This window comes from Roseovarius gahaiensis (genome assembly GCF_011601345.1).
GTDB classification, from domain to species: Bacteria; Pseudomonadota; Alphaproteobacteria; order Rhodobacterales; family Rhodobacteraceae; genus Roseovarius; species Roseovarius gahaiensis.
Map to the genome: position 1 here is coordinate 33,447 of NZ_JAAORB010000022.1, position 12,838 is coordinate 46,284.

Genomic DNA, 12,838 nt, shown 5'->3' on the forward strand with positions numbered 1-12,838 from the left:
TTGTTGCGATCCCGTCGTGTGGGATCTAGTCACTCTGCCCGATTTTTGAAACAGTTTTCTTAAGCGCGGCCACATCGGTAAACAGGCGCTTAAGCCGACGAAGATTCTTGTAGACCTCCATTTGGCTGTCCATTTTCATCGCCGGATAGCCCAGCATCACACGTCCCGCCGGGATATTGGCCAACGCCTTGGTGCTGCCGCCGGTGATCACATTATCCCCGACAAAGATGTTGTCGGCGATGCCTGTTTGACCCGCCAACACCACGTTGTTGCCAAGCACCGCCGAGCCACCAATGCCCACCTGCCCGCACAGCAAGGTATCATTTCCGATCACCACGTTGTGGCCTATCTGGACAAGGTTGTCGATCTTGCTGCCATTGCCGATCCGGGTATCGCGCACGGTGCCACGGTCGATGCAGGTGTTGGCACCCACTTCGACGTCATCGCCAATGCTGACACTGCCCAGTGAGTGGATACGCGCATAGGATTGCTTTTGCACCTCGCCCTGCTCGCCCAAGGTTTGCCGGGCGCGCTCAACCCCCGACACTTCGGGTGTGACGAACGAAAACCCGTCGCCCCCGATCACCGCGCCGGGCTGTGCAACAAAGCGCGCGCCAATGCAGACCCTTGCGCCGATCCGAACACCTTCGCGCAAAAATCCGCCCGGCCCGATCTGCGTGTCGGTTCCGATAAAACACTGCGGCCCGATCACCGTGCCCGCCCCGATCCGAACGCCTGCGCCGATCACCACCATTGGCCCGACGCTGACATCCGGGGCCAGTTCGGCGCTATCGTCGATCACTGCCGAAGGGTGGATGCCTTGCGGCCAGCCCTGCCCCTGATCCATCATCGCCGATAGCCCCGCCAAGGCAAAGCGCGGGCGCGGCGAAATAATCGCGGCCTCAAGCCCAAGCGCTTGCCAATCGGCCCCGTCCCACAGCATCGCGGCGCGCGCCTCCCCTTCGGAAAGGTTTTCGGCATATTCGGGCTTCATCGCCAAAGCCAGTTGGCGGTCGGTCGCGTCGGTCGGTTCGGCAACGCTGTCGATCTCAAGATCCGTGGCACCCAGGGCTGTCGCCCCAAGCGCCTGTGCGATCTGCTCTACCGTGTAGGCCATGGCACTCTCCTTTTGCGAAGGGTGGTTTAGCCTTGTTGTGCGCGTAGCGAAACCCCTGCTTTTTCAAGAGCGTCCCAGATCCGCCCGTCGCGGCCATAGACATCGCGACGGTATTGCACCGGGCCTTTGGCACGGGTGAATGCGGTGCGGTATTGGATGTGCACCGGCACGGGATCAACCATATTCACCCGCGTTTCGCGGCCTGTGTTCAACGTGGCATGGAAAAAGCCCTTGGGGTCGTTTTCTTGTTTGGCCAGCAATGTATAGGCAAATTCAAACGGTTTTTGAAGGCGGATACAGCCGTGGCTGTAGTCGCGCTTTTCGCGTTCGAACAGGTTTTTGGCAGGGGTATCGTGCAGGTAGATATTATACTTGTTCGGGAACATGAACTTGACCAGCCCAAGCGCATTGCGCTGTGACGGCGGCTGTTTGATCGCATACGGGAAATTGGACGCGTTATAGGCGTTGAAATTGATCGATGACCGGCTGACCTGACGCCCCCGCCGATCATACAGCTTCAGATGTCCGACGGCATTGCGGTTGCGCTTCATCTGCGGCAGGTATTCGTTGACCGCGATAGACCGGGGCACATGCCATGTGGGATTGATGACCATATGGTCCATCTCGTCCGAAAACTCGGGGCTGCGGCGGGTGCTGTCATTCTTGCCTATCACGGCGCGGGTTTCGAAGGTGACAACATCATTGTCGAAAATCCGGGCGTGAAAATCGGTTAGGTTGACCATGATATGACGCTGGCCTTTGGGTTTATTCATCCAGCGTTCCCGCTCCATGGCGACAATGATCGATTTCAGTCGGTCAGAGACAGAGCGGTTGATTTCCGCCATCGTCCCGGATCCGGCCACGCCATCCGGCGTCAGGCCGTGCGCCACCTGGAAGCCCTGCACCGCCTGCAGCATCTGCGTGTCATAGCTGTTGGTGGCGCTGCGCGGCAAAAAGCCCATGGCTATCAAACGGTTGCGCATGGCCACCACTGCGGCCCCCGATTGCCCGGGCTTCAGCCCATCGGCAGGCACCTTGGGGCCCCATCCGCCTTGGGCCAGCACACGTTCCAGACGTAGCTTTTCCTTCATCAGGCGGCTGTACTCGTTGGTTTTCGGGGGCAAAGCCCGGAAAAATCCGGCAGGATCGCTTTGCGCAAAGCCCGTCAGGTAGGATTTGCGGTCGCGATACGGCACCTGCCGTTTGATATCGCTGTCGATGCGAGCGGGAACCAAAACACCGGTCTGCATGTCCCGCGCCAGTGACAGAAAGGCCCGGCTAAGCGCAACCTCTGCCAGCCCGCGATCCCTTGGTGAGCGCACCGAGTCAAGCTGGCGCAGAAGGCTGTCGGCATCGTACCGCGCGGACGGTAGCCCGTGGTCATCTGCCGCGGCGATGGCGTCGAACAGGGCCGCGCGACGGCGACGATCTTTGCGAGAGGATCCAGTCCAGAGCGGCTGATACCCGTATTCGCGATAAAACGCAGCAAGATCACGGTCCTGCGCAGCGGCTTCTGCCACGGCTTGCTTGAAGGCCGTCACCTGCCCCACGGCCTGTGAGGGTGTGGCGCTGACAAATAGTTGAACACACGCCACCAATCCGGCCAGCAGAAAAACTCGCACCCCTGCCTTGGTCATCGCACCCATACTGAAAATCCTTAGGTTGTTCGCACATCGAAACTATACACGGTGTTGGCAGGCCGGTCGCGAATTTGTCCATTCAATTCTGAGTTATGTCGCGTCGTCGCAACGTGATTGCGGCGAAAACGCATCGGCACTCGCGCAATTTGGGCACAGTATTCACGATATGCGCAAAAATCTGCCGAAAATACTTGCCACAATCAATTTGGACTAAATCCCACTTGGTCAGTGATTCCTGATGTGCCATAACCTGAGCCAACTTGGGGATATAGAAACACAGCCCGCGAAACGTGGGCACCGAGCAAGCGACGGGACAGGCGCTATTAATATGACAAAAGACAGCTCTTTGGGCATGACGCGGCGTGCGGTTTTGGGGGCCTTTGCGGCGACCACCATGATCGCAGCCCCCACCTACAGCAATGCGGCAGGGTTTTTGCGCGGGGCCGGCGATGTGCGCCGACTGCGTATGACATCGCCCCGCACCGGCGAACGGATCGACACGATTTACTGGATCGAGGGTGACTACATCTCGGACGCGGTCAAAGAAATCAATTTGTTCATGCGCGATTGGCGCACAAACGATATCAAAAACATCGACACGCGCACGATCGACATTATGGCGGCGGCCCACAACCTTCTGGATGTGGACGAACCCTATATGCTGTTGTCGGGCTATCGCAGCCCAAAAACAAACGCGATGTTGCGTAGCCGGTCCAGCGGTGTGGCCAAGAATTCGCGCCATTTGCGTGGGCAAGCTGCGGATCTGCGGCTTGGATCGCGGTCGGTGTCACAAATGTTCCGCGCGGCCAAGGCCTGCCAAGGCGGTGGCGTCGGACGGTATTCGGGGTCGAACTTCGTGCACATGGATTGCGGCCCGGTCCGGACATGGGGCCGTTGAGGCGCTACATACTGACGTGAATTAAAAAAACCGGCTATCAGAAGCCGGTTTTTTTTGTCTGTGTGTCTAAGCGTCTTAGCCAAGTTTCGCCAAACGCGCCTCGCGCAGGCGGGCAAAATCGTCACCCGCATGATAGCTTGAGCGCGTCAGCGGCGTGGCAGACACCATCAGGAACCCCTTGCCGTAGGCAGCTTTCTCATAGGCGGCGAATTCATCGGGATGCACGAAACGATCGACTACATGATGTTTCGGCGTGGGTTGCAAATACTGGCCGATGGTCAAAAAATCGATATCGGCGGCTCGCATGTCATCCATCACCTGATGCACGGCCTGCCGGTCTTCGCCCAAACCAACCATGATACCGGATTTGGTGAACATCGACGGGTCGATCTCTTTCACGCGCTGCAACAGACGCAGCGAATGGAAATACCGCGCGCCGGGCCGCACCGACGGGTAAAGCGCCGGCACGGTTTCAAGGTTGTGGTTAAACACGTCCGGTTTCGCCGCCACCACGGTTTCCAGAACCGAGGGTGCGCAATGCAGAAAATCGGGCGTCAGAATTTCAATCGTGGTTCCGGGGCTACGATGGCGCACGGCGCGAATCGTCTGCGCGAAATGTTCGGCGCCGCCGTCGTCGATATCGTCGCGATCCACGCTGGTGATCACCACATGGTTCAACCCCAGTTTCTGCACGGCGTCGGCCACGCGGCCGGGTTCAAAGACATCCAGATCCTGTGGCTTGCCTGTGGCCACGTTGCAGAACGTGCACCCCCGCGTGCAGATATCGCCCATGATCATCATGGTGGCGTGACCCTGGCTCCAACATTCGCCGGCATTGGGGCAGCCCGCCTCTTCGCAGACGGTCACCAGGTTATGCTCACGCATGATCTTGTGCGTTTCGCGATATCCTTTGCCCGAAGGTGCCTTGACGCGGATCCAGTCAGGCTTTTTCGGCTGTGCATTATCCGGTCTATGCGCTTTTTCCGGGTGGCGCTGATCCGGGATCTTGAGGTCTCGCACGAATTATTCCCCGCACATCATTTGTTAACTTGATGCAAGTATAGTGCACAGCGGTGGAGAGTGCCAGTTCTACAAATGCCGCATCGCGAGTCATCCGCGGCGGTTGTGATCAGTTCCCATCGCCTTATCGAGTGCTTTGGTGTGTACCGGCCCGTGCTGTTTTGCGCGGGCCGGCTTTCATCCGTGTGACGCATATGGTTGCAGATTGCGTCAGGTCATTTATCGTCTGACGTCACGGATTTAAACAAGGCAACAGCCCGCCATGGACCCTGACAACAAATTACAGGCGCCTCCCCCGGCCCTTGGCAAAACCCAACAGTTTCTCAAGCAGATCGTTTACGGCGGCAATGACGGAATCGTGACGACGTTTGCCATCGTTGCCGGGTTTGCCGGGGCCTCTGCCGAGGGGGTGGGCCACATCGGCGCGGTGGCCGTTCTTGTGTTCGGCTTGGCCAATCTGTTTGCCGATGCGGTTAGCATGGGATTGGGCGAATTCTTGTCAGCCCGTGCGCAGAACGATTTGTATCGCAGCCGCCATCAGGCCGAGCTGCGCGACATCGGGCAGCACCCCTCGCACGGGGGAAAACGTATCACCGGGTTGTTGCAGCACCGAGGATTAAGCGACGAGGACGCAAAAACCATGACCACGATCTTGTCGCGCCATCCTCGCCTGATGGCGGATATGATCATGTCCTATCAACACGGCATGCACGACCCCGATGATGAAAACCCGGCAATCAACGGATTATTCACCTTTTTTGCCTTTGTTTGCTTCGGGGCCGTGCCGCTGGTGCCCTATTTCCTGTTCGATCCGACCCCGACGACTTTTGTAGTCTCCGTTCTGGCCACATTGCTTGCGCTTGTCGCATTGGGGTTGCTGCGCTTTGGAGCCTTGCGGGAAAATCTACTGCGCTCGGTCGGTGAAACGGTTTTGGTCGGGGGTGTTTGCGCCTTGGTGGCTTTTGGCGTGGGCTGGATTGTCGGCGGCTGAGCCGCTTAGCCGATCAAGCCGCCGGACTCGCCCAAATCGTCGTAATACCATTTCAGCCGCTGCAGCGCGATTCGTAACACGATTTTGCCCGACCGTGCCGACCAACCCATGCGCCGTTCGGCGGTTTCAAGCCCTTCAAGATAGCAACAACAGCGCAACGCCATATCACCAAGCCCCGGCCCAAGGTCACGCAAGGCTCCGACAACGCGCGCGCCAGCCTGCATCGCATACCGGTCTTGCGCGATGGCCTGCCGCGCGTCTTCGATTTCGGTCAACACCGTGTCCCAATTGCTTGTGTTTTGCGGGCTGCTGATTTGCCCCAATTCGAAATCTTCGCGCAGACGCTCACCCGCATGCACCAAACCGGCTGACAGAAATGGCCGCCCGTCTCGGTCTTTGCGACGCGCCAGCGCCACCAACGGCGTTTCGCCAAGCCCGTAGCGCAGGCGTTTTGCGTCGGATGACGTTTGCGCATGGCAAATCTGCTCCCGCCCGATGAACCCAGCCGGGGCTTCGGCAAAGCCAAGCGCCTGATTTTCCGTCTCGGCAATCATCCGGTTCAACGCACTGCGGCCCGCCGCCGTGATCGTGTAGCGCAGGACACGTCCGGTGTTGCCGCAGGATATCCATGATTTCAAAGCCATCGCTTCGGCGATGGCGCGATCCACCACGGCGGTGCGCGACGAGGCCCCATCCGGTGTTTCCCGAACGACAACGGCCTTGTCCATGTCTGCCGACACGGCAAGAATCGCCCCTGTCTCGCAAAGGCGCAGCAGGATTCGCCGGGTTTGGGACGACAATTGGTCATCCGACAAGGTTTGCATCCTGTGGCTGGTTTCCGTGATCATTTTATCTTTCGCCTCCTTGATCTGAGAACCGGCCCGGCTGTGATGAAGAACGTGGCGGCCCAATCGGCGTAACCCCTCATCAACCAAAAGATCATCTCGCTTGGATTCGTAGCTACGGATCTGGCGCAGAACCGTCGAGGCATGGCATCCGGCCCGTCGCGCCAGCGCCCGGATCGATGTGCCACTTTCGGTATGCGCCAGATAGTGTATTGCAGGTTGGGGCACCCATGATGGAACGTCGGCCATCCGGTCCGACCCAACAGAGCCATACGCCATATCAATTCCTTTCCACGTTCCCAACCGGGCCATTCCTGGCCTGGACTTTTGCAACTAATGGCAAAATAGCCACAACCTAAGCGGGTTTTTCTTACCAGTTCGTTAACTATAAACTGTTTGGTAACAATGACTTCCAAAAGGTAAACAACTGCTCAGGGCTGCGTCGGTGATATTGATAAAGACGCAACACCCGCTAAAGTTGCGTATGACAGGTGGTGAAATCAGACTGGAGAGATTGCCATGTTGGATATGCTGTCAGCCCTCAACACCCTTCGCCGCCCCTGTCTTTTGATCCGTGCCGCGCGGTTCGGCTTGGCCGAGTATCGGCGCAGCACGCATTTGCCGCGGGTGTTGGGGATTGACCCCTTGCCGCGTAGCGGAGAGGCGCTGATGCTTTTGATGGACTTGGAACTGGACATCGAAGCCCAACGAAAAAAGCGCACCGCAGAGTATTCTGCAGCGCGCCATGTTGATGTTCTGATCGCCATGATGGGCGAAGCCCGAATTGTACGAGCTATGATACCTCAGGACGGCGCGGATCAGGTAAAGGCGTCGGGCATTGACGCCTTTTTCTCGGCGACGTAGCCGGCCAACGCTTCGGCGATTGCCGGATCAAGCGCGGGCTGCTGATAATTGCCCAGCATCTGGTGCATCTTGGCATTGGCCAGAAGCATCGTATCGCGCTCGCCTTCCTCGTGCCATGTTTCGAATGGCTTGTAATCCAGCACATCCGACCGCCAGAACGCCTTTTTGAAGTTGGCCTGCGTGTGAGCACAGCCAAGGTAATGTCCGCCCGGCCCGACTTCGCGGATGGCGTCCATGGCTTGCCCGTTCTCATCCGCGGCAATGCCCTCGGCCATTTTGTGCAAGACGCCCAGCTGATCTGCATCCATGACGAATTTTTCAAAGCTGGCGACAAGCCCGCCTTCCAGCCAACCACAGCTATGGAGCATGAAGTTCACACCGCCCAGCAATACGGCGTTAAAGGTGTTTGCGGTTTCGTAGGCGGCCTGCGCATCGGGTAGTTTCGATCCGCACAAGCTGCCGCCCGACCGGAATGGCAGGCCCATGCGGCGCGCCAGTTGACCGGCACCATAGATGATCTGGCTGGCCTCGGGCGTCCCAAAGGTGGGCGCGCCGCTATTCATGTCGATCGAACTGACAAAGGCCCCAAAGATCACCGGGGCACCGGGACGCACCAATTGGCTATAAGCAATACCGGCCATGACTTCGGCCAGAACCTGCGTCAGAGTGCCGACCACCGACACCGGCGCCATGGCGCCGCCCACGATAAAGGGTGACACGATGCATGCCTGATTGTGTTCGGCATACACCTCCAACGCGCCCATCATCACCTCGTCGAAGGTCATGGGCGAGTTGACATTGATCAGCGAGGTCATAACCGTGTTGTCGCGCACGAAATCCTCGCCGAACAGGATTTCACACATCTCGACGCTGTCTTGCGCGCGCGCTGGATCGGTGACCGACCCCATGAACGGTTTATCGCTCAGCGTCATATGCGCATAGAGCATGTCCAGATGGCGCTTGTTCACCGGGATATCGGTCGGCTCGCACACGGTGCCGCCGGAATGGTGCAGCCATTTCGACATATAGCCCAGTTTCACGAAGCGCTCGAAATCGGCCATGGTGGCATAACGGCGGCCACCTTCCATGTCGCGCACAAAGGGCGGGCCATAGATCGGCGCACAGACCAGTGTGTCGCCCCCGATTTCGACATTGCGCTCGGGATTGCGCGCATGTTGTGTGAACCGTGATGGCGCGGTCGAGCATAGCTTGCGGGCCAGACCGCGCGGAATGTGCACGCGTTCACCACGAACATCGGCCCCAGCCTCGCGCCAGCGGTCCAACGCTTTGGGGTTTTCGACGAAATTCACGCCGACCTCTTCCAGAATGATCTCGGCGTTGGTTTCGATGATCTGCAACGCCTCTTCATCCAGAATTTCATAAAGCGGAATGTTGCGTTCGATAAATTTCGCGGTTTCGACGCTTACGGCTGTGCGTTCTGCGCGGCGCGCCGCGCCACCACCACCACGTCCACGTCTGCGGGTTGCTGCTTCGGCCATGTGTTGTCCTACCCCTGAACTGCAATTTGCGCCCATTACAACAGGCGCGGCTGGCCCTTCAATACCGCAGCAAACCGGCTCACCACCCGAGATTTGCGGCCTTATGCGGTCTAAAGCGACATGTGACGCCAAGGTGATGCCGTTTTGCGGCCCGCTGCACGCCGGGTCTTGCGCAAATCGCACCTGCGTCCTATTGGCAGGGCATGAGCCAGACATTGCATGACCGCCTTCTTATCATAGACTTCGGCAGCCAGGTGACGCAGCTGATCGCGCGCCGCTTGCGCGAATTGAACGTCTATTGTGAAATCCACCCCTTCCAAAGCGTCACCGACGCCTTTCTGGACGAGTTTGCGCCCAAGGCCGTGATCCTGTCCGGCGGGCCCGCCAGCGTGATCGACGAAGCATCGCCCCGCCCGCCAGAAAAGGTGTTCCAGCTTGGCGTGCCGATTTTGGGCATTTGCTATGGTCAGCAAGTGATGATGCACATGCTGGGCGGCCGGGTGGAACGCGGCCATGGCACTGCGGAATTCGGCCGCGCCTATGTCAGTCCCAGCACGCAGCGAATCGATCTGCTGACCGGGTGGTTTTTGGAAGAACGTGAACAAGTCTGGATGAGCCACGGCGACCACGTTAGCCAGATCGCGCCGGGCTTTGAGGTGTATGGCACCTCGCCCAATGCGCCCTTTGCGATTACTGCAGATCTGGAACGACAATTCTATGCGGTGCAGTTCCACCCCGAAGTGCACCACACGCCGAACGGCAAGACGCTGTATGAAAATTTTATCCGTTTGGCCGGGTTCAAGGGCGATTGGACAATGGCCGCCTACCGCGAAGAGGCAATCCGCCTGATCCGCGAACAGGTGGGCGACAAGCAGGTGATTTGCGGCTTGTCCGGCGGTGTCGACAGCTCGGTCGCGGCTGTGCTGATCCACGAGGCGATCGGCGATCAACTGACCTGTGTGTTTGTCGATCACGGCCTGTTGCGCCTGAACGAAGCCGATGAAGTGGTCACCATGTTCCGGGATCATTATAACATCCCCCTGATCCACGCCGACGAGGCAGATCTGTTTTTGGGTGAGCTTGAGGGCATAAGTGACCCGGAAGAAAAGAGAAAAACCATTGGGCGGCTCTTTATCGACGTGTTTCAGAAATACGCGGGCGACATCGATGGGGCCGAGTTTTTGGCACAAGGCACGCTTTACCCTGACGTGATCGAATCTGTCAGTTTTTCGGGTGGGCCTTCGGTCACTATCAAAAGCCACCACAATGTTGGCGGCCTGCCAGAAAAGATGGGCCTGAAGCTGGTCGAACCGCTGCGCGAGTTGTTCAAAGACGAGGTGCGCGCGCTTGGCCATGAACTGGGCTTGCCGGCATCTTTCATCGGGCGGCACCCGTTTCCGGGGCCGGGCCTTGCCATTCGCTGCCCCGGCGAGATCACCCGCGACAAGCTGGAGATCCTGCGCAAGGCAGATGCGGTCTATATCGACCAGATCCGCAAGCACAGCCTCTATGACGAAATCTGGCAGGCTTTCGTAGCGATCCTGCCGGTGCGCACGGTTGGCGTGATGGGCGACGGGCGCACCTATGATTATGCCTGCGCGCTACGGGCCGTGACATCGGTGGACGGGATGACCGCCGATTATTACCCCTTCACCCACGAATTTCTGGGCGAAACCGCAACTCGGATCATCAACGAGGTCAAGGGCATAAACCGCGTCACCTATGACGTGACATCAAAGCCCCCCGGCACCATCGAGTGGGAGTGAGCCGACCGGCGATGCGTGCTGTCCAAACCGATCCGGCTGATGTGCTGCGCGCTGCTGCATGGATGCTGGGCGCGGTCTTGTCCTTTTCGGCCATGGCCGTGGGCGGCCGATCGGTCAGTTTCGAACTCGATACGTTCGAGATCATGATGTATCGCAGCCTGATCGGGCTGGTCTTTGTGGTCTGTGTGGCGTGGCTGAGCGGGGCGCATCGCACCATCACCACCCGCCAGCCGGGGCTGCACCTGCTGCGCAACGTGTTTCACTTTACCGGGCAAAACCTTTGGTTTTTCGCGATCACGCTGATCCCGTTGGCGCAGGTCTTTGCGCTGGAATTCACCTCGCCGCTGTGGGTGCTGCTTCTGTCCCCCTTGATCTTGGGGGAACAGATGACGCGGGTGCGGGTTCTGGCGGCCTGCGTGGGGTTCATCGGCATACTGATCGTCGCGCGCCCAAGCCCTGACTCGGTCAATATCGGTATGCTTGCTGCCGCCTGTGCGGCCATCGGCTTTGCCGGGTCGATTATGTTTACCAAGCGCCTGACCCGCACCGAAACCCTGACCTGCATCCTGTTCTGGATGACCCTTAGCCAAAGTATATTCGGCCTGATCTGCGCGGGGCTGGATGGCGACATCGCCCTGCCCTCTGCCGCCTCGGTGCCGTGGCTTGTGGTGATTGCCTGCGGTGGCTTGATGGCGCATTTTTGCCTGACGACAGCGCTGTCCATGGCGCCAGCCACATTGGTCAGCCCGGTTGATTTCACCCGTTTGCCATTGATCGCCGTGATCGGCCTTGTGGTCTATGACGAGCCGGTGGATGTATTCGTGATCCTTGGCGCGGCGATCATCTTTGGGGGAAACTACCTGAATTTGTGGTCTGAAACCCGCAAAGGACGCCCTGCCGTGGCGCGCACGCGTTGAAGGTGTGGCCCCACGATCACCTTGGTTTTCCGTGGCGTAACTGACGCAGCGTCAAAGATTGACCGGTGTCCCGCGCCCGTTATCGTGACAAAATCTGAGGAGGAGACAGGTATGAAGAAAACAGCATTTGCCGCTGCCGCCGTGATGGCCGCTTCAAGCGCGGCGCAGGCGGGCGGCATCGACCGGTCAGGTCAATCTATCGACGTTTTGTTTCAAGATGGTAACTATGCCGAAATCAGTTTCGGCAGTGTCGCACCGGATGTATCGGGCACCGTGGCAACGCCAGTGGGTGTGCTCAGCTCGAACAACATGTCCAACACCTATTGGACATTCGGCGCGGCGATGAAGCACCAGATCAACGAAAATCTGAGCTACGCGATCATTCTGGATCAACCCTTTGGCGCGGACGTGACCTATGATCCGGCGAACTACCCGGTGAGCGGATCAAGCGCCGAACTGAAGACACTGGCCCTGACAGGTCTGCTGCGCTACCGCATGGATAACGGCTTTGGTGTGCATGGCGGCCTGCGGGTGCAACGCCTGAGCGCGACTGCGTCGATCCCCTCTGTGGCGGGGTATTCGGTCAATGGCCGCGATGATACCGGGGTTGGCTATGTGGCAGGTGTCTCGTATGAGCGGCCTGATATCGCGATGCGCATTGCGCTGACCTACAACTCGCGGATCAAGACCGAGCATCAGACAACCGAAAACATCTTTACACCCGCTGCGACACCTCTTTACACGACCACGGAAATTGAAACGCCCCAGTCGGTGAACCTCAGCTTCCAGACCGGCATCGCCAAGGATACGCTGTTGTTCGGTGGGGTCCGTTGGGTGGACTGGTCAGATTTCAGCCTTGACCCTGCGCTCTATCGTCAGACGACAACAAACGCGTTCCTGTCTTATCAGGACGACACCACCACCTATTCGCTCGGTGTGGGCCGTCGCCTCAGCGAAACGTGGTCGGCATCCCTGTCGATGAGCTATGAGGACGGCGATTCAAACACGCCGATTTCAAACCTTGGCCCAACCAGCGGCAAGTTCGGTGTCACCCTTGGCGCGCGGTACAAGACCGACGATATCTCGATCTCGACCGGGGTGAATTACACGTGGCTTGGTGATGCGACAACCAACCTTGGCCCGCTGCGGACAGATTTCTCGGATAACAGCGCCGTCGGGTTCGGCGTCAAGGTGGGCTGGCACTACTAGAGCGTGTCGCCCCTGATCAGATTCAGGATTCCCATGATGCTTGCTTTGTGATTCCATGCTTTTGAGGCATAT

The 12,838-nt window shown here is 58.6% G+C and carries 11 protein-coding genes; 6 read left to right on the forward strand and 5 right to left on the reverse strand.

The window, feature by feature from the left end:
* Nucleotides 1-25: 25 nt before the first annotated feature.
* Nucleotides 26-1,117: a UDP-3-O-(3-hydroxymyristoyl)glucosamine N-acyltransferase gene (gene lpxD / locus HAT86_RS11075; RefSeq protein ID WP_167197332.1), complete on the reverse strand. Its 1,092-nt coding sequence runs from the start codon at nucleotides 1,115-1,117 to the stop codon at nucleotides 26-28.
* Nucleotides 1,118-1,143: 26 nt separating this feature from the next.
* Complete coding sequence (locus HAT86_RS11080) at nucleotides 1,144-2,763, reverse strand: L,D-transpeptidase family protein (protein ID WP_408015022.1); 1,620 nt, start codon at nucleotides 2,761-2,763, stop codon at nucleotides 1,144-1,146.
* A gap of 322 nt (nucleotides 2,764-3,085) precedes the next feature.
* Here HAT86_RS11080 and HAT86_RS11085 point away from each other — a divergent pair, with 322 nt between their 5' ends.
* Nucleotides 3,086-3,655, forward strand: a complete 570-nt coding sequence (locus HAT86_RS11085) for a YcbK family protein (RefSeq protein WP_167197335.1) — start codon at nucleotides 3,086-3,088, stop codon at nucleotides 3,653-3,655.
* Between the two features lie 75 nt (nucleotides 3,656-3,730).
* Here the strand turns inward: HAT86_RS11085 and lipA are convergent, their stop codons facing one another.
* Nucleotides 3,731-4,675: a lipoyl synthase gene (gene lipA, locus HAT86_RS11090; RefSeq protein ID WP_167197338.1), complete on the reverse strand. Its 945-nt coding sequence runs from the start codon at nucleotides 4,673-4,675 to the stop codon at nucleotides 3,731-3,733.
* Nucleotides 4,676-4,937: 262 nt separating this feature from the next.
* On the opposite strand from lipA, the gene HAT86_RS11095 reads away from it, so the two are divergent.
* Nucleotides 4,938-5,666, forward strand: coding sequence for a VIT1/CCC1 transporter family protein (locus HAT86_RS11095; RefSeq protein ID WP_167197341.1), 729 nt, complete (start codon nucleotides 4,938-4,940; stop codon nucleotides 5,664-5,666).
* Between the two features lie 5 nt (nucleotides 5,667-5,671).
* Here the strand turns inward: HAT86_RS11095 and HAT86_RS11100 are convergent, their stop codons facing one another.
* On the reverse strand, nucleotides 5,672-6,790 hold the full coding sequence (locus tag HAT86_RS11100; protein WP_231125888.1) for a DUF6456 domain-containing protein: 1,119 nt from the start codon (nucleotides 6,788-6,790) through the stop codon (nucleotides 5,672-5,674).
* 240 nt (nucleotides 6,791-7,030) lie between these two features.
* Between HAT86_RS11100 and HAT86_RS11105 the strand changes: the two genes are divergently transcribed.
* Complete coding sequence (locus HAT86_RS11105) at nucleotides 7,031-7,375, forward strand: DUF6477 family protein (RefSeq protein WP_167197345.1); 345 nt, start codon at nucleotides 7,031-7,033, stop codon at nucleotides 7,373-7,375.
* Here HAT86_RS11105 and HAT86_RS11110 read toward each other — a convergent pair.
* Nucleotides 7,330-8,874, reverse strand: a complete 1,545-nt coding sequence (locus HAT86_RS11110; protein WP_167197348.1) for a trimethylamine methyltransferase family protein — start codon at nucleotides 8,872-8,874, stop codon at nucleotides 7,330-7,332. The genes HAT86_RS11105 and HAT86_RS11110 overlap by 46 nt on opposite strands.
* Before the next feature lie 203 nt (nucleotides 8,875-9,077).
* Here HAT86_RS11110 and guaA point away from each other — a divergent pair, with 203 nt between their 5' ends.
* The 3 genes from guaA (at nucleotide 9,078) to HAT86_RS11125 (ending at nucleotide 12,766) form a co-directional block, all read left to right on the forward strand.
* On the forward strand, nucleotides 9,078-10,640 hold the full coding sequence (guaA, locus tag HAT86_RS11115; protein ID WP_167197351.1) for a glutamine-hydrolyzing GMP synthase: 1,563 nt from the start codon (nucleotides 9,078-9,080) through the stop codon (nucleotides 10,638-10,640).
* Nucleotides 10,641-10,651: 11 nt separating this feature from the next.
* Nucleotides 10,652-11,557 (forward strand): DMT family transporter, encoded by a 906-nt coding sequence (locus HAT86_RS11120; protein ID WP_231125889.1) that lies wholly within the window; start codon nucleotides 10,652-10,654, stop codon nucleotides 11,555-11,557.
* Between the two features lie 111 nt (nucleotides 11,558-11,668).
* Entirely contained in the window at nucleotides 11,669-12,766 is a 1,098-nt protein-coding gene (locus HAT86_RS11125) for an OmpP1/FadL family transporter (RefSeq protein WP_167197355.1), read from the forward strand.
* Nucleotides 12,767-12,838 lie beyond the last annotated feature (72 nt).

Excerpts from the sequence above, each read along its gene's own strand:
- lpxD (WP_167197332.1), bottom strand. The coding sequence starts at position 1,117 with ATGGCCTACACGGTAGAGCAGATCGCACAGGCGCTTGGGGCGACAGCC.
- HAT86_RS11080 (WP_408015022.1), bottom strand. The coding sequence starts at position 2,763 with ATGGGTGCGATGACCAAGGCAGGGGTGCGAGTTTTTCTGCTGGCCGGA.
- HAT86_RS11105 (WP_167197345.1), top strand. The coding sequence starts at position 7,031 with ATGTTGGATATGCTGTCAGCCCTCAACACCCTTCGCCGCCCCTGTCTT.
- HAT86_RS11095 (WP_167197341.1), top strand. The coding sequence starts at position 4,938 with ATGGACCCTGACAACAAATTACAGGCGCCTCCCCCGGCCCTTGGCAAA.
- HAT86_RS11125 (WP_167197355.1), top strand. The coding sequence starts at position 11,669 with ATGAAGAAAACAGCATTTGCCGCTGCCGCCGTGATGGCCGCTTCAAGC.
- HAT86_RS11110 (WP_167197348.1), bottom strand. The coding sequence starts at position 8,874 with ATGGCCGAAGCAGCAACCCGCAGACGTGGACGTGGTGGTGGTGGCGCG.
- HAT86_RS11085 (WP_167197335.1), top strand. The coding sequence starts at position 3,086 with ATGACAAAAGACAGCTCTTTGGGCATGACGCGGCGTGCGGTTTTGGGG.
- guaA (WP_167197351.1), top strand. The coding sequence starts at position 9,078 with ATGAGCCAGACATTGCATGACCGCCTTCTTATCATAGACTTCGGCAGC.
- HAT86_RS11120 (WP_231125889.1), top strand. The coding sequence starts at position 10,652 with ATGCGTGCTGTCCAAACCGATCCGGCTGATGTGCTGCGCGCTGCTGCA.
- HAT86_RS11100 (WP_231125888.1), bottom strand. The coding sequence starts at position 6,790 with ATGGCGTATGGCTCTGTTGGGTCGGACCGGATGGCCGACGTTCCATCA.